Genomic DNA, 17,074 nt, shown 5'->3' with positions numbered 1-17,074 from the left:
TTAGACCTAAGTCAAAAATGTTTCAAATTCAACTAATTAACACTCATTAATAGGCAAGTCTATAATTAGACTCGACGAAAATATTCCCTGACTAACTGTTTTTTAAGATAATTCTTTATGTCGATCAAAAAATGATCGCATCAGTGTATGAGGCCTCTTATGAACACCCGTATTGCGCCCGTTTCAGGCAATGAAATAACAACAGTGCTTGGCGCTAAGCCTCTTAAGCACATTGAAAAAATAATCGATAATGTTTTGCCGCATACGGAAAGATGCATCATGGCTAAAGGTGAAGTCATCCATTATTATTCCGGTGATATCCGCCAGTGCTTTTTACTGTTACATGGCAGCGTGGCATTGCATCGTCGAGGTGACGGTATCGTCTTAAATTCCGAATCCGCACCTTTTATACTCGGCGTGAGCAGCCAGTTTTCTTCTGAGCACCTCTACGTCAGAGCGCTGGAAACTTCAGAGGTGGCTAGCGTTACGCTGGAGCGTTTTAATCACGTAGTCGCACAACAGAATTTATGGGAGTCCTTCTCGAACCTGCTGATCTATACCGCATCGCGGGTTTACGAACATTGTGCCCAGATATCGCAGATGTCGGCTTACGACATTATCCGCTTTCAGCTGGTAGAACTGATGCAGGAGCCGGAAGCCATAAGACAAAGCATTACCGCCGCAGCCTATATCAAAAGCCGCACCTATCTTTCACGCAGCGGCATTATGCGGATCCTGGCGGAGTTGCGGACGGGGAAATACATCACTATGGAGCGCGGCGTGCTAATCGAGATCCATCACTTACCCCGCAAGTACTGAGGCTGTTTTTATCTCTGGAGAAGGTGGAAAATAAGAGCGACACTATAGAAAGTACAGTCTCTTTCCAGGTTAACGCTATGTCTTCTGACAAACCATCGCATCGCGGCTCTCCCTATGCCCAGGAACTGATTTCCCACTTACAGCCGCACTGCGCCACGTATAAAACCGATCCCGGTGAGCAACTTGATCTCCAGGTTAACGGGCAGAGTATGTGTTATTTAATTCTCGAGGGCACAATCGCGATATACAGAAGAAGCGACGACATGATGCTTACCACCGCGCGCAGTCCCGCCCTGTTTGGCCTCGCTAACCTGACGGACATATATTTTAACGATTATCTCAAAACGGTGACGCCATGCCTGATCGGCGTGCTAGCAACCGATCGGGTGGCAGAAGTTATCAAAGAGAAGGCGTTATGGGGGCTGCTTTCTAATCATCTGATGTTTGTCTATAACCGCCTTTATCACAACGTCATGCCGAAAGGTGCGCCAACGGCTTACGAGATGATTCGTCAGCAGCTCATGATGCTGATGCAGGAAGATGACAACTACCGACGCAGCGTGACGGCGGAAAGGTACATCCGGGATAAAACCCGGCTTTCCCGCAGCGGCGTAATGCGGATACTGGCTGACCTGAAAACGGGCGGGTTCATCGAAATGGAAGAAGGCCGGCTCATTAAAATTAACAAACTGCCTGCCAAATACTGAGTTTCAGACACAAAAAAGGCCGCGCGGGCGGCCTTTTCTTCACTGCTCAATGGACGTGAACGCCCAACCGCCAGGCAAAGTAGATCTCTTCTTTCAGCTCGTTTGAAGAGAGCGCCAGCAAATCCGTAAATTCCAGCTCAAGTTGTTTCAGCTTTTTCAGGTACTGCGCCGGAGACAGATTGCTTTTATCGCGACGTAAATATTCAATTGCCAGCTGTGTTGGGGTTATTTCAGTATCCATGATGTCCTCGCTTATGTTCAAAACGTGACCAGTATATCACAATCAGGCGGCTAATTTTTGACCAAAAGCAAGACATTCGAAAACTTTACACAACGGCCGTCGTCAGTCTGGATGAACAACACAGGCGATCCTGCTCGTCCAGTATATCAATCTGCCACACCTGATGACGACTTCCGGCGTGCAGTGCGCGGCAAACACCGCGCACGCGTCCGCTGCGAACGGAGCGGATGTGGTTGGCATTGACCTCCAGCCCGACCACCTTCTGCTCCCCTTCCGTACACAGGTAACCCGCGACCGACCCCAGCGTTTCGGCCAGCACGACGGACGCACCGCCGTGCAGCAGGCCAAACGGTTGATGAGTACGACTGTCTACTGGCATCGTCGCTTCAAGTTCATTATCGCCAATGCGCGTAAACTGGATATCCAGCAAACCGACCATGTTTTCCGCACCCATGGCATTTAAGGCCTGCAGAGTGACCGCACGTTTCCAGATCATCCGATAATCTCCAGTAAAGCCTGCAAGGGATGGCGAACGCCGTTACCTTCCACCCGTTTCACCTGGCTGCGGCAGGAGTAGCCCGTCGCCAGACAGCGGTTACGCGGCAGGCGCTGCATTGCCTGGTGCCACGACAGCTCGTAAATGCCGAGCGAGTTAGCGTGGTTTTTGACTTCATGACCGTAGGTTCCAGCCATACCGCAGCAACCCACGTTGACGCTTTCCAGCTTCGCGCCATAGCGGGCGAAGATAGAAGCCCACTGGGCAGGCGCCGTCGGCAGCGCGGTCACTTCAGTGCAGTGCCCAAACAGGTACCAGGATTCTCCGCTGACCTCCTGAGGGGCCGTTTGCTTCAGCACCGAAGGCAGCCACTCATGCACCAGTAAGACCTGAAAATCACCGCGCTTATCGCCGAGCGTCTGCTTATATTCATCCCGGTAACAGAGCACCAGCGCCGGATCGACGCCCACCATTGGCATATCGAGCTGCGCCACGCGATTCAGGAAATCTGAAGTTTTCTGCGCGGTTTTCGCGAAGCGGGTCAGGAAACCTTTAATGTGCTGCGCCTTGCCGTTCGGCGAGAACGGCAGTACCACCGGCTGGTAGCCAATTTTCTCTGCCAGACGGACAAAATCAGCCACCACCTGCGCATCGTAATAGCTGGTAAACGGATCCTGCACCACCAGCACCACCTTCGCTTTCTGCTCAGGGCTTAATGCTTCCAGTTGTTCCAGGGTCATGTTCGCCGAGCGGTGCCCCACCAGCCGACGCTGGAGCGATGGCACCGACAGCAGCGGCAGATCCACCATGCCGATATGTTTTTCAGACAGTTTGCGCACCAGCGGCTGATTGATAAAGAAGTTAAAGGTTTTTGGCGCACGAGCCATTAGCGGCGCGTAACTCTCCACCGTTGCCACCAGATGATCGCGCATCGGGCGCAGATAACGCGTGTGGTACAGCTGGAGGAAGCGGGAACGGAATTCCGGCACGTCAATTTTAATCGGGCACTGGGTTGAACACGCCTTGCACGCCAGGCAGCCGGACATCGCCTCTTTCACCTCATGCGAGAAATCGTATTCGCCTTTATTCGCATGCCAGCTGTTGCGGGTCCGTTCGATGAGCCCACGCAGGCTGGCGCGTTTTTCCGGCAGCTCCTGTTCCAGCTTGAGCGGGTCAATGCCGCGATCGGCCAGCAGGCGCAGCCATTCGCGCACCAGCGTCGCACGTCCTTTTGGGGAGTGGATGCGGTTGCTGGTGATTTTCATCGACGGACACATCGGGCTTTTCACATCGAAGTTGAAGCACAGCCCGTTGCCGTTGCACTCCATCGCGCCGCGCCAGGAAGCGCGAACCGCAATCGGAATTTGTCGGTCATAGGTGCCGCGCTTGACGGCGTCTACCTGCAACATCGGCGCATCAACGCCCTCTGGCGGGCAGATTTTACCCGGGTTAAGACGGTTATCAGGATCAAAAGCGGCTTTCACCTTACGCAGCTCGGCGTAGAGTTGTTCGCCAAAAAATGCCGGGCTGTACTCGGCGCGGAATCCTTTGCCATGCTCTCCCCATAACAAACCGCCATATTTGGCCGTAAGGGCCACGACCTCGTCGGAGATCTCCTTCATCAGGATCTCCTGCTGCGGATCGCACATGTCCAGCGCCGGGCGCACGTGTAGCACACCCGCGTCAACGTGCCCGAACATGCCATAGCTCAGACCATGGCTGTCGAGCAACGCACGAAACTCCACAATATAATCCGCCAGATGCTCCGGCGGCACGCAGGTATCTTCCGCAAATGGAATCGGCTTCGCCGCCCCTTTCGCGTTACCGAGCAGCCCCACCGCCTTTTTACGCATCGCGTAGATTCGCTCGATGCCGGAGAGGTCGTTACACAGCTGCCAGCCAATGACGCCGCCCTCACCCTGTGCAATCAACTCGTCCAGACGCTGGCAGAGCGTGCTCACCTGGCTCTCAATCAGCTCTGCGTCATCCCCGGCGAACTCGACGATGTTCAGACCGAGCATCTCTTTATCCGGCACGTCGGTAATCAGTTCGCTCACCGAATGCCAGACAATATCTTCCCGGGCCAGGTTCAGTACTTTTGAATCAACGGTTTCCACCGACAGCGCCCGCGCCTCCACCATAAACGGGGCATTACGCAGCGCGGAGTCAAAGGAGTTGTATTTGACGTTCACCAGACGGCGCACCTTCGGCAGCGGGGTGATATCCAGACGCGCTTCGGTGATAAAGGCCAGCGTACCTTCTGACCCGGTCAGTATGCGGGTAAGATCGAACTGGCTCAGATCGTCATTAAAGACATGGCGCAGATCGTAGCCCGTCAGGAAGCGATTGAGCTTCGGGAATTTGTCGAGGATCAGTTCGCGATTTTCACGGCAGCGCTCCAGCACGGTGCGATAAATCCGTCCGCTGGTGGTGCTCTCTTTTGCCAGCGTTTCAGCCAGTTCGACCGGCAACGGCTGGGTATCGAGAATATCGCCCCCCAGCAGCACCGCCCGCACACCCATGACGTGATCGGAGGTTTTGCCGTAGACCAGCGAGCCCTGCCCTGAGGCATCGGTGTTGATCATCCCGCCAAGGGTTGCGCGGTTACTGGTGGAAAGCTCGGGCGCAAAAAAATAGCCATACGGTTTTAAAAACTGATTCAGCTGATCTTTGATTACCCCCGCTTCCACACGCACCCACCCCTCTTCCGGGTTGATCTCAATGATGCGATTCATATAGCGGGACATATCAACGATGATGCCCTGGTTCAGCGCCTGCCCATTGGTGCCCGTCCCGCCGCCGCGCGGGGTAAAGACCAGGGAGCTGAAACGCTCCTGCGACGCCAGACGGGCGATGAGGGCCACATCGGCGGTAGAGCGCGGGAAAACGACGGCATCGGGAAGAAGCTGGTAAATACTGTTATCGGTTGCCATCGTCAGCCTGTCGGCATAATCGGTGGCGGTATCACCTGTAAAACCCTGTTGCTCCAGTGCCTGCAAAAAATTAAGCACCAGTTGAACGACGCCCGGTGCCTGAGAAATCTGTGGGATCATTGCTGTCGACCCTAATGAGAATAGTGTGAAATCGTTTGCGTTGTGTCTGGAAAGTTTTATCACATTTTTTTCTTATGTGCTTCGTAGAATTACGGGCAAAATCCGCCTGTCAAAAATTGCTGAAATCACTAATGATTAGAGAGATGCGGTTTATATTCCCATCAGCCTTGCTGGTGTTCATTTAAGGAAAGTTTCGTTTATGGTCAATCTTCGTCAGCCCAGGGATGTCGCACAGATACTGCTGTCGGTGCTGTTCTTAGCCATTATGATTATTGCGTGTCTGTGGATTGTTCGTCCTTTCGTGCTCGGATTTGCCTGGGCCGCGACCGTCGTGGTCGCAACCTGGCCTTTACTCTTACGTTTGCAGAAACTGCTGTTTGGTCGCCGCGGCCTTGCCGTGCTGGTGATGACGCTGCTGCTGTTCCTGCTGTTTATTATTCCCATTGCGCTGCTGGTTAACAGCCTGGTTGACAGCAGCGGCCCGGTTATTCGCGCGGTCACCAGCGGTGACATGACGCTGCCGGATCTCGCGTGGCTGAACAGCATTCCTGTTGTGGGCGCAAAACTATACAGCGGCTGGCACAGCCTGCTGGAGATGGGCGGTAGCGCCCTGATGGCCAAAGTGCGCCCGTACATCGGTACAACCACCACCTGGTTTGTCGGGCAGGCTGCGCATATTGGTCGCTTCATGATGCACTGTACGTTGATGCTGGTCTTCAGCGCCCTGCTGTACTGGCGCGGCGAGCAGGTTGCGCTGGGGGTACGCCATTTCGCCACCCGGCTGGCAGGTAAACGCGGCGATGCGGCCGTGCTGCTGGCAGCCCAGGCCGTTCGCGCGGTAGCGCTCGGCGTGGTGGTCACAGCGCTGGTGCAGGCTGTGCTTGGCGGCATCGGGCTGGCGGTTTCCGGCGTACCTTATGCCACCATTTTCACCGTTGTCATGCTGATGACCTGTCTGGCACAGCTTGGTCCGCTGCTGGTGCTGGTTCCCTGCATTATCTGGCTTTACTGGACGGGGGACACGACCTGGGGCACGGTGCTGCTGGTCTGGAGTTGCGTGGTGGGCACCATGGATAACGTGATTCGTCCTCTCCTCATCCGCATGGGCGCTGATCTGCCGCTGATTCTGATCCTGTCCGGGGTGATCGGGGGGTTGATTGCCTTCGGCATGATTGGCCTGTTTATCGGTCCGGTGCTGCTTGCGGTAACCTGGCGTCTCTTCTCTGCCTGGGTGCATGAAGTGCCGCCACCCGGAACCGATCCGGACCTCATCTTAAGCGAACTTGAAGAGCTGGAAGATAAGAACGCGCAGTAATAACCTTTGCCGGGTGGCGCTAACGCTTACCCGGCCTACACTCTTCGCAGGAATACTTAAACGTTGCTAAACTATTTATTCTCTGCGCACTGGTCAGACCCGCCTTTTCATGCCTAAAACCGTCATTCTCTTCAAGAAATCTTTACCTCCCTTTAACTATTGAGACGAATCCGATCGACTCATAAAGTTGGCATGCCTACTATTAAGACACGGTTATAAATCAACACCTTGATTTATAAGCATGGAAATCCCCTGAGTGAAACAACGAATTGCTGTGTGTAGTCTTTGCCCATCTCCCACGATGGGCTTTTTTTTTATTTACCTTATGCTGAGCGCACAGGATTTAGGCGTGTTTTAAACGAAAAAACCGTTCATTACAGACGGATGAATAGCGATGAAAGAGTTTTACTGTTTAGTTCCCTTCGTCATAAGCATATGCCATTTCACTATCTACTGAATATCTTTCTCGTACCGCCAGGTGTTCCTTTTACTCTGAATTATTAGTAGCCTCTGCCCGTTCATCAGCGCGAGCACGTTCACGTTGTAATGAGCATCACCACGTTTAAGGCGGCTGACCACTCCAGGAGCAGCGCCTGCACCTTTTTCTTCTGTCAACAATAGTTATGTGGGTTATTTTCCCGCCATAAGAAAAAAGATAAACATCAAGGCAAGCACAGTAAATGATATAACAGCCAAACTGGCGTTCCTAAAAACGCCATCATTTAGCTTTATCTTTTATACTTTTTTCAACCTGAGCATGAAGATTCATGCAGTTTATATACCCTTCTCTACGCGCTGCGTTGACTTCCGTAGCGTGTCTTAACTCCATTGCTAACAACTTATCTTCCATGACAGAAAGGCGATAAATCAGGGCGCACACAATCATTAAAAGAATAATGAATAACACCGAAATATCTACAACCACTTAACCTCTCCAGTTACTTATTGAATCCTGAGTTCTGACGCTATGCACTGTAGTTCTTCGTTATCCCTGCATTGCGTTGTCATGTAGCCGTTGCACAGGGAACTTAAATCAGACAGAGTCCGTATATTCATTTAAATTTCATCTTTTATAGCTCATCAAACCTATCAGGCTATCTGGCGCAGTCCTGCAACCAGCAGACGGTGAGGAGTAGCTATATCAGTTCCAGGCTCAGAGCAAGGCGGCTAAGACTATTCTTATGCGAACTATTTTTTTAAGTTATTAGTGCTTTGTAAGTTCATTTTCCTCTTTTGATTGCTTGAAAGAGGACTCGCCTTTGTGGCCAGGCGAGTCCTGAATATTAATTTTTACAAATTTCACTCCTACTCAACATCTGCCATTCCCCCTCCAGCACCCGCGTCTCCCCGGTCACCTGCACGTTCACCACCTCGCGAATATCCGCCGAGGACGCGCCAACCTGTAGCTCAAATTCACCTGGCTCGACAATTCGCTTCCCGTCCCGGCGGGTGAAATTAAACATCTCCACCGGCAGGGTAAAGGTCAGGGTGGCGGTTTCTCCCGGTGAAAGCGTAACGCGTTGAAACGCTTTCAGCTCCTGAAGCGGACGAACCTGCGTCGCGACTTTGTCACGCACGTACACCTGTATTACTTCGCTGCCGCTGCGCTCCCCGATATTGCTGACATCGACGCTTAACAACACCTCTCCGTCGACCGGGACGTGGCTTTCAGCGAGACGCGCCGCACTCCAGTGAAACTGCGTCCAGCCAAGACCGTAACCGAACGGGTAAAGTGCGCCGAAATGGAACGCAAACGGCGTGCCGCCGCTTTTCAGCTTGTGGTTATAGTAGTACGGCATCGCCCCGGCGTTTTTCGGCACGCTGACTACCAGCCTGCCCTGGGGCTCCGCGCGGCCGGTTAAGATATCGGCAATCGCCCAGCCCCCTTCCTGCCCCGGCGCCCAGGCCATCATCAGCGCGGCCACCTTCTCTTCCAGCCCCTGAAGGTTATAAGGACGCCCGCCCGTCATGACGACAATTACCGGCTTGCCGGTTGCCACCAGCTCCTCAAGCAGCTGTTGCTGCACGCCCGGCAGATTCAGCGAATCGGTATCCGATCCTTCCCCCACGGTGCCGCTCTGGAATAGCCCGGCGAGGTCGCCCACGCAGGCCACCACCACGTCACTCTCTTTTGCCGCGCTCACGGCTTCGGGGATCAAATCCGTGCGTTGTGAAACCGGCGATTGCTGCATCGGTTTACCGCCGCTGTCGCCCGGGAACACCGGCGCACCCGCCATCCGTTTTTCGATAATGTGGCACCCTTTGGCGTAACGTATCTGCGATGCACCAAGGTACTGTTCCAGCGCCGCGCGCGGGGTTGTCACCTGCGAGGTCTCTTCAACCATATCGCTGATGATCAGGTGAACCGGGAAGCTGTAGCCGCTCAGCAACGCCAGCGGATCGTCCGCCGTCGGCCCCACTACCGCTACACGGGGTTTTCCGCCGAGGGGCAAAATGCCGTTATTTTCCAGCAGCGTGATCGATTTTGTTGCCACCTCGCGCGCCACCTGCCGGGTCGCCTCATTCTGCAAATCGATTCCTTCTTCGTCGGCGTACGGTTTTTCAAACAGCCCGAGACGGAATTTTTCACTTAGCACGCGCGCCACAATCTCATCCACTTTCGCCATTGAGATAAGCCCACGCTCTACCGCTTCCGCCAGATGACGCGCGCAGTCATCCTTCGGCAATTCCACGTCCAGCCCGGCGTTAAACGCCAGCGCCGCCGATTCTGCTGGATCGTGAGAAATCCCGTGGTGCTGGTGCAGCAGGCTGACGCCGCCGTAATCCGCGACAATAATGCCGTCGAAGCCCCACTGTTCACGCAGCACGGTGGTGAGCAGGAAATGGTCGCTGTGCCCTGGCTGATTATCGATGTCATGATATGCTGGCATCACCGAACCGGCGTTGGCCAGCTTCACCGCCATCTCAAACGGTAGCAGGAAGGTATCGTTTAGCTCGCTGAAACCCAGATGGACCGGCGCATGGTTGCGCGCCCCTTCGCTGAAGGAGTGCCCCACGTAATGTTTCAGGGTCGCCAGCAGATCGCGCTTATCGCCCTGCAACCCCTTCACGTACGCCGTCGCCATCACCCCTACCAACCACGGATCTTCCCCAAAGGTCTCTTCCGTCCGTCCCCAGCGCACATCGCGCGAGACATCCAGCACCGGGGCCAGCCCCTGCTGGCACCCGACGGACCGGGCCTCGTTGCCAATCTGCTCCGCCGCGCGCTGCACCAGCGCCGGGTCCCAGGTGGAACCGTAGTTCAGCGACGACGGGAACAGGGTTGCATCTTTGCACAGCAGCCCCACCAGACACTCCTCATGAAACAGCGCCGGAATGCCGAGCCGGGTCTCCTCCATCATCATACGTTGCAGGCGGTTAGCGGCACGCACGCCGGTTTTTGCATCAACAATGTGCGTGCCGAGCGGACGGGTGATCTGCCCGACGCCCAGCTTCAGCCTTTCGCTGAGGGACGCCTGTTCGCTCACGCCGGCGAACTCATCGCTCAAATCGCTGCGCTCGCGGTGGTTGCCGTGTTCATCGAGGATCAGCCAGTACGCGTGCATCTGGGCAAATTTCTCTTCCGGCGTCATACGCGCCAGTAAATCAGCGACACGCTCGTGTACGGGACGTCCCGCGTCCTTGTAGATCACAGTCATGGTTTACTCCTGTAGTGCGGATTGGGTTACCGGGCTGAGCTGCCCCGCATCGTTTCGAATGTCTCGCTTGCTGGCCAGCTCACGGGCAATGGAATCCACCAGTCGGCTGTTGAGTTTGTAGATAGCAAGGAGCGCCACCATGCAGAGGAACAGCGCGCAGGGGATCAGGGTGAACAGGGCATTGATGGTTGCGAGGACGTGAGGCGCCTGGTTTGCCTGTCCGGGCGCGTAATCCACCATGCCCAGCACCCAACCGACTACCGCCCCACCCAGCGCCAACCCAAACTTGATGGCAAACAGGGCGGTAGAAAAGACCAGCCCGTCCAGACGGCGGCCGCTGCGGTGTTCTTCGTAGTCCACCACATCGGAGAACATGGTCCATTGCAGCGGCGTGGTCAGGTTCTGAATAAAACTAAACACAATATTCAGACCGAATATCAGCCACACCTGCGAAGGAGGAATGAAGAAAATCAACGCGCCAAAAATAACGAAAGAAATAATGGTCCACTGATAGGCGCGTACGCGATCAAATTTCCCCAGCAGGCGTTCAGATAATAATGCGCCGCTTAAGGATGCCACCATGCCGGAAACAATAAAGGCAAAGACCAGTTCAGGACGTAACAGAACATAGTTAACGTAATACATGGTCGCAGAGCCACGCGTCACGACGGCGGTTAACAGTAAAATATTAAACAGAAAAACAATTCGCCACTGGCTGTTGGCGGCCAGCAGTTTTAAATCCGTCAGCATCGAGCCGGAGGTGTCATTGCGTGGCGAGTAACGCTCCCGGGTCATAAAGAAGCAGCAGAAGAATAAAACAATACCCAGCAGCCCCATCAGGCTCATGGCATAGAAATAACCTTTTTGCACATTCCCCTGACCTAATAATGAGACCAGCGGCAGCGCGATGACCGTTACAATCAACCCGCCGATAAACGACAGGCCAAAGCGCCAGGATTGCAGCGAGTGGCGCTCGCGCGGGTCGAGCGTCAGCGCGCCGGGCATGGCGCAGTATGGAACGTTAATCGCGGAGTAGATCAGGCTCAGGATGGCATAGGTTACGCAAGCATAGACAATTTTCGCCGTCTGCCCGGCATCCGGTACGTAGAAGGTAATCAGGCAGCTCACGCCAAACGGAATGGCAAACCAGAGCAGCCAGGGACGAAAACGACCGTGGCGGGTCTGAGTGCGGTCCACCAGCGCGCCAATGCACGGATCGACAAACGCATCGATCACGCGCACCACTAAAAACATGGTGCCCATAATGGCCGCCGGCAAACCGAATACGTCCGTATAGAAATAAGCGAGAAATAACGTTGCCGTTTGCCAGACCAGCGCGCTGGCCATATCACCGAGGCCATAACCTATTTTATCTTTGGTACGTAACACAGAGGAGATTGTCATTGTTATTAGCCTTTTTATCAGGTTAAAACGTATTTCAACCAGTCGCGCATCATCCCGACGGATGTACGCGGTAAGGCTCAAGTATTAGCAACGCCCTGCCCACTAACAATTGTCTAAATTAACAGATAAATTATGATATTTGGTTTTTTGCTTTATTTGTGATGGTGAGCATATTCGCAGGAAAATAAAAAAGGCGAGGACAGATATCCTCGCCTTTTTCAGGTTATGCAGGTTTTACTTGTTCAGCTCTGCCAGGCTCAGCCAGGTTTGCACCACGGTGTCCGGGTTCAGGGAGAGGCTATCAATCCCCTCATCCATCAGCCAGGCCGCAAAGTCTTCATGGTCAGAAGGACCCTGCCCGCAGATCCCGACATATTTACCCTGTTTCTTCGCCGCACGGATAGCCATGGAGAGCAGCGCTTTCACCGCCTCGTTACGCTCATCAAACAGCTCAGAGACAACGCCGGAGTCGCGGTCCAGGCCGAGCGCCAGCTGCGTCATATCATTCGAACCAATGGAGAAGCCGTCGAAGTGCTCCAGGAACTGCTCGGCCAGCAGGGCGTTGGACGGAATTTCACACATCATGATGATCTTCAGCCCGTTCTCGCCGCGCTTCAGCCCCTGACGCGCCAGCTCATCCACCACCGCTTTCGCCTGATCCACGGTACGGACGAACGGGATCATGATTTCCACGTTGGTCAACCCCATGTCGTTGCGCACGCGTTTTACCGCTTCGCACTCCAGCGCGAAGCAGTCGCGGAAGCTTTCCGACACGTAGCGTCCGGCGCCGCGGAAGCCCAGCATCGGGTTCTCTTCTTCCGGCTCGTAGCGTTCGCCGCCCACCAGGTTAGCGTATTCGTTGGACTTAAAGTCCGACAGACGCACGATCACGCGTTTCGGGTAGAAGGCCGCGCCGAGCGTGGCGATGCCTTCCGTCAGGCGGCCGACATAGAACTCTCTCGGCGAGTCGTAACCCTTCATCATCTCGCGGATTTCGTTTTGCAGCTTCGCGTCCTGGTCGTCAAACTCCAGCAGCGCGCGCGGGTGAACGCCGATCATGCGGTTGATGATGAATTCCAGACGCGCCAGGCCCACGCCTTCGTTCGGCAGGCAGGCGAAGTCAAACGCGCGATCCGGGTTACCGACGTTCATCATGATTTTCAGCGGCAGGTCCGGCATGGTATCCACGCTGGAACTCTTCACGCTGAAGTCGAGGATATCGGCATACACGTAACCGGTATCGCCTTCGGCACAGGAGACCGTCACGTTCTGGTCGTCCTTCATGCGTTCGGTCGCGTCACCACAGCCGACTACCGCCGGGATCCCCAGCTCACGGGCAATGATAGCCGCGTGACAGGTACGGCCACCGCGGTTGGTGACGATAGCAGCCGCTTTCTTCATGATCGGCTCCCAGTCCGGGTCGGTCATGTCGGTCACCAGCACGTCGCCAGGCTGAATGCGATTCATCTCGCTGATGTCGTGGATCACTTTCACCGGACCGGCACCGATGCGGTGGCCGATTGCGCGGCCTTCCGCGACAATTTTGCCCTGCGCGTGCAGGGTGTAGCGCTCCATGACCTGACCGCGCGAACGGACGGTTTCCGGACGCGCCTGTACGATAAACAGCTTGCCGGTGTGTCCGTCTTTGGCCCACTCGATGTCCATCGGACGGCCATAGTGTTTTTCAATCTGCACCGCCTGCTTCGCCAGCTCTTCCACTTCGGCGTCGGTGAGCGAGAAGCGATCCCGCTGCTCCAGCGGCACATCTTCAATGGTGACCTGCTTGCCATGCTCTTGCGTCGGGGCATAGATCATGCGGATTTTTTTCGAGCCCATGGTGCGGCGTACCACTGCCGGACGGTTAGCCGCCAGCGTAGGCTTGTGCACGTAGAATTCGTCAGGGTTCACCGCCCCCTGCACCACCATCTCGCCCAGACCCCATGCGGAGGTGATAAACACCACCTGGTCGAAGCCGGATTCCGTGTCGATAGAGAACATCACGCCGGAAGAGCCTACGTCGGAGCGCACCATGCGCTGTACGCCTGCGGAGAGCGCGACGCCGCGGTGGTCATAGCCCTGATGCACGCGATAGGAGATGGCGCGGTCGTTGAACAGGGAAGCAAACACATGCTTCACCGCCACCAGTACCGCCTCGTAACCCTGAACGTTGAGGAAGGTTTCCTGCTGTCCGGCGAAAGAGGCATCCGGCATATCTTCCGCGGTAGCGGAAGAGCGCACGGCAAAGGAGGCCTGCGCGTCGTCAGCGGAGAGCTGGTTGTAGGCGTCATGGATGGCTTTTTCCAGTTCCGGCTGGAAAGGTGTGTCGATAATCCACTGGCGGATTTGCGCCCCGGCTTTGGCAAGCTCGGTGACATCATCAATATCCGTTTTATCCAGCAGGTCGTAAATGCGCTGGTTTACACCGCTCTGGTCTAAAAACAGGTTAAACGCATCGGCGGTTGTGGCAAACCCGTTTGGTACGGAGACACCCATACCGGACAGATTTGTAATCATTTCACCCAGGGAGGCATTTTTGCCCCCAACTCTGTCTACATCATTCATGCCGAGTTGGTTATACCAAAGCACCAGCGGTGACGAGCCATTGTTGGACATCGAAACAATCCTTTTGTGATATTTGATCGGAGTAAGAAACACCTGACTACGTATTTATACTGGCATATTTATTTCCGCTAAAAAAACGGTGAATCGTGTAAGCAATTTAAATTTTCAACTTTTCGGACAGTTTCCCCGCACTCGCTAACCCGATGATTCCTATAGATTCCGGCAAAAACCATAGAAATAACGCCGCTAATCAGAAAATGAAATCCACTTTTCAGGAAAATCAAAAACACCATTTCATTTTAAATTCAGATAAGTTCTTTGCTGTGCAATTAACTTTTTTAATTTATGCTTTCAGGCAATTACGTACGCTATTCAGGGTGGATAAAATGGATAATGCTGTCGATCGCCACGTTTTTTATATTTCTGATGGGACGGCGATTACCGCCGAGGTGCTGGGACACGCGGTGATGTCGCAGTTTCCCGTGTCGATAAACAGCATCACGCTGCCGTTCGTGGAAAACGAGAGCCGGGCCAAAGCGGTCAAGGACCAGATCGACGCCATTTACCAGCAGACCGGTGTTCGTCCGCTGGTGTTCTATTCCATTGTGATCCCTGAGATCCGCAACATCATTCTGCAAAGCGAGGGCTTCTGTCAGGATATCGTGCAGGCGCTGGTTGCACCCTTGCAAAGCGAGCTGAAGCTCGACCCGACGCCGATCGCTCACCGTACCCACGGGCTGAACCCCGGCAACCTGACCAAATACGATGCGCGTATTGCCGCCATTGATTACACCCTGGCGCACGACGACGGGATCTCGCTGCGCAATCTGGACCAGGCGCAGGTCATTTTGCTTGGCGTGTCGCGCTGCGGTAAAACCCCCACCAGCCTTTACCTGGCAATGCAGTTTGGCATTCGCGCCGCCAACTACCCCTTTATTGCCGATGATATGGACAACCTGGTGCTGCCTGCCGCGCTCAAGCCGCTTCAGCATAAGCTGTTTGGGCTAACCATCAACCCGGAACGACTGGCGGCGATCCGCGAAGAACGTCGCGAGAACAGCCGCTACGCCTCAATGCGCCAGTGCCGAATGGAAGTCTCCGAAGTCGAAGCGCTGTACCGGAAAAATCAGATCCCCTGGCTGAACAGTACCAACTATTCAGTAGAAGAAATTGCCACCAAGATCCTCGATATCATGGGACTGAATCGCCGCATGTACTAATATGCTAGTACATTAATCCTGTTTCAGTTATTATCATGCCATCCTCGGGGCGACGTGCCCCGAACTTGAAATCAGCAGGGATTGGTTTAAGGTGATGCCCATCACTTCCCGGTAGTCTGCCGATGAAGCAAAAAATTTCTGAGACATTCCATGAACAAAACCGACGAACTGCGCACCGCGCGCATTGATAGCCTGGTCACCCCGGCTGAACTGGCCCGGCTGCACCCCGTTTCCGCCGAGGTGGCGGACCATGTGACGGCCTCCCGTCGCCGCATCGAAAAAATTCTCAATGGTGAAGACAAACGTCTTCTGGTAGTAATTGGCCCCTGCTCCATCCACGACCTGGACGCGGCGATGGATTATGCACAACGCCTTCAGACGCTGCGCGGCACGTATCAGGATCGCCTGGAGATCGTGATGCGTACCTACTTTGAAAAACCGCGTACTGTCGTGGGCTGGAAAGGATTGATATCCGATCCCGATCTGAACGGTAGTTACCGGGTGAATCACGGCATTGCGCTGGCGCGTAAGCTGCTGCTACAGGTTAACGAGCTGGGCGTGCCGACCGCTACCGAATTTCTGGATATGGTGACCGGACAGTTTATTGCCGACCTCATTAGCTGGGGCGCGATTGGCGCGCGTACCACCGAAAGCCAGATCCACCGTGAAATGGCGTCGGCGCTCTCCTGTCCGGTGGGCTTCAAAAACGGTACGGACGGCAATACCCGCATCGCCGTTGATGCCATCCGCGCGTCACGCGCCAGCCATATGTTCCTCTCCCCGGATAAAAACGGCCAGATGACCATCTACCAGACCAGCGGCAACCCGTTCGGACATATCATTATGCGTGGCGGTAAAAAACCGAATTACCATGCAGAAGATATTGCCGCCGCCTGCGAAACGCTGGCGGAATTTGACCTGCCGGAGCATCTGGTGGTGGATTTCAGCCACGGCAACTGCCAGAAACAGCACCGCCGCCAGCTGGACGTCTGCGATGAAGTCTGCCAGCAGATCCGCAGCGGCTCGACCGCCATTGCAGGAATTATGGCGGAGAGCTTTATCAAAGAAGGCACGCAGAAGATCGTCGCCGGACAGCAAATGGTGTACGGCCAGTCGATTACCGACCCGTGCCTTAGCTGGGAAGACAGCGAACGGCTGCTGGAGAAGCTGGCTTCAGCCGTGGACACGCGCTTTTAAAATCCTGCCGGGTGACGCTGCGCTTACCCGGCCTACGGTACGTGCCCTTCTCCCTCTCCCCGTGGGAGAGGGTCGGGGTGAGGGCATCAGACCGCACCTCTCCCCCAAATTTGATCCCGTCACACAATTTTCATAAAAACGCTTGCCGTGAATTTGCAGTTTATTGATAATGATTATCATTGTTACATTGATTGTTATTTATAAACATTATGTCACCGACCGATAACAGCGCGGCAACGCCAGTAAAAACACACACAGCGCCGTCCCCTGCTCCCACAGATCGCCGAATCGACAGCAAAAGCCTGTTGGGTGAGGAGGGACGGGTCATTATCGAGCATGACGGCCAGCACTACCTGCTGCGCCAGACCAATGCCGGAAAACTGATCCTGACTAAATAATCC

General features: G+C 54.7%; 13 protein-coding genes and 1 other RNA gene. 7 read left to right on the top strand and 7 right to left on the bottom strand.

Features of this window, described 5'->3' with window-relative positions; all coding sequences use genetic code 11:
* Positions 1–159 precede the first annotated feature (159 nt).
* Together ACQG1K_RS09305 and ACQG1K_RS09300 are read left to right on the top strand one after the other, a co-directional pair.
* Positions 160–819 carry a winged helix-turn-helix transcriptional regulator gene (locus tag ACQG1K_RS09305; protein ID WP_022647860.1) on the top strand — a complete coding sequence of 220 codons (660 nt, stop codon included), beginning with the start codon at positions 160–162 and terminating at the stop codon, positions 817–819.
* Positions 820–896: 77 nt separating this feature from the next.
* On the top strand, positions 897–1,526 hold the full coding sequence (locus ACQG1K_RS09300) for a helix-turn-helix domain-containing protein (RefSeq protein WP_023299922.1): 630 nt from the start codon (positions 897–899) through the stop codon (positions 1,524–1,526).
* A gap of 46 nt (positions 1,527–1,572) precedes the next feature.
* Here ACQG1K_RS09300 and ACQG1K_RS09295 read toward each other — a convergent pair whose 3' ends face one another.
* From ACQG1K_RS09295 to ydiJ, 3 genes are all read right to left on the bottom strand, one after another.
* Positions 1,573–1,767: a YdiH family protein gene (locus ACQG1K_RS09295; RefSeq protein WP_003857766.1), complete on the bottom strand. Its 195-nt coding sequence runs from the start codon at positions 1,765–1,767 to the stop codon at positions 1,573–1,575.
* Between the two features lie 85 nt (positions 1,768–1,852).
* On the bottom strand, positions 1,853–2,263 hold the full coding sequence (gene menI / locus ACQG1K_RS09290; RefSeq protein ID WP_023305978.1) for a 1,4-dihydroxy-2-naphthoyl-CoA hydrolase: 411 nt from the start codon (positions 2,261–2,263) through the stop codon (positions 1,853–1,855).
* On the bottom strand, positions 2,260–5,316 hold the full coding sequence (ydiJ, locus tag ACQG1K_RS09285) for a D-2-hydroxyglutarate dehydrogenase YdiJ (RefSeq protein ID WP_426720874.1): 3,057 nt from the start codon (positions 5,314–5,316) through the stop codon (positions 2,260–2,262). Before ydiJ ends, menI begins: the two co-directional genes overlap by 4 nt.
* Positions 5,317–5,515: 199 nt before the next feature.
* On the opposite strand from ydiJ, the gene ydiK reads away from it, so the two are divergent.
* On the top strand, positions 5,516–6,631 hold the full coding sequence (gene ydiK / locus ACQG1K_RS09280; protein WP_022647856.1) for an AI-2E family transporter YdiK: 1,116 nt from the start codon (positions 5,516–5,518) through the stop codon (positions 6,629–6,631).
* 209 nt (positions 6,632–6,840) lie between these two features.
* An RNA gene (gene rprA, locus ACQG1K_RS09275) (antisense sRNA RprA) lies at positions 6,841–6,948 on the top strand.
* Positions 6,949–7,349: 401 nt separating this feature from the next.
* Here the strand turns inward: rprA and ACQG1K_RS09270 are convergent.
* The 4 genes from ACQG1K_RS09270 to ppsA form a co-directional block, all read right to left on the bottom strand.
* A complete protein-coding gene (locus ACQG1K_RS09270) occupies positions 7,350–7,556 on the bottom strand; it encodes a hypothetical protein (protein WP_022647855.1) in 207 nt (68 codons plus the stop codon).
* A gap of 358 nt (positions 7,557–7,914) precedes the next feature.
* Entirely contained in the window at positions 7,915–10,290 is a 2,376-nt protein-coding gene (locus ACQG1K_RS09265) for a glycoside hydrolase family 3 N-terminal domain-containing protein (protein ID WP_367075257.1), read from the bottom strand.
* A 3-nt stretch (positions 10,291–10,293) separates the two neighbouring features.
* Positions 10,294–11,694 (bottom strand): MFS transporter, encoded by a 1,401-nt coding sequence (locus ACQG1K_RS09260; protein ID WP_032624388.1) that lies wholly within the window; start codon positions 11,692–11,694, stop codon positions 10,294–10,296.
* Positions 11,695–11,928: 234 nt separating this feature from the next.
* Positions 11,929–14,307, bottom strand: coding sequence for a phosphoenolpyruvate synthase (ppsA, locus tag ACQG1K_RS09255; RefSeq protein ID WP_046620285.1), 2,379 nt, complete (start codon positions 14,305–14,307; stop codon positions 11,929–11,931).
* 335 nt (positions 14,308–14,642) lie between these two features.
* Here ppsA and ppsR point away from each other — a divergent pair, with 335 nt between their 5' ends.
* The 3 genes from ppsR (at position 14,643) to hemP (ending at position 17,071) form a co-directional block, all read left to right on the top strand.
* Positions 14,643–15,476, top strand: a complete 834-nt coding sequence (gene ppsR / locus ACQG1K_RS09250) for a posphoenolpyruvate synthetase regulatory kinase/phosphorylase PpsR (protein ID WP_017384644.1) — start codon at positions 14,643–14,645, stop codon at positions 15,474–15,476.
* Positions 15,477–15,626: 150 nt separating this feature from the next.
* The gene (gene aroH / locus ACQG1K_RS09245) at positions 15,627–16,673 is read left to right on the top strand and encodes a 3-deoxy-7-phosphoheptulonate synthase AroH (RefSeq protein ID WP_023299917.1); all 1,047 of its coding nucleotides are present in this window, start codon (positions 15,627–15,629) and stop codon (positions 16,671–16,673) included.
* Between the two features lie 209 nt (positions 16,674–16,882).
* Entirely contained in the window at positions 16,883–17,071 is a 189-nt protein-coding gene (gene hemP, locus ACQG1K_RS09240) for a hemin uptake protein HemP (protein WP_022647850.1), read from the top strand.
* Positions 17,072–17,074 lie beyond the last annotated feature (3 nt).

Origin of the sequence: Enterobacter cloacae complex sp. 402C9 (genome assembly GCF_050030745.1) — a bacterium.
Taxonomy (GTDB): Bacteria; Pseudomonadota; Gammaproteobacteria; order Enterobacterales; family Enterobacteriaceae; genus Enterobacter; species Enterobacter intestinihominis.
Note: the sequence above shows the minus strand (reverse complement) of the source record. Positions and strands in the feature narration are given on the sequence as shown.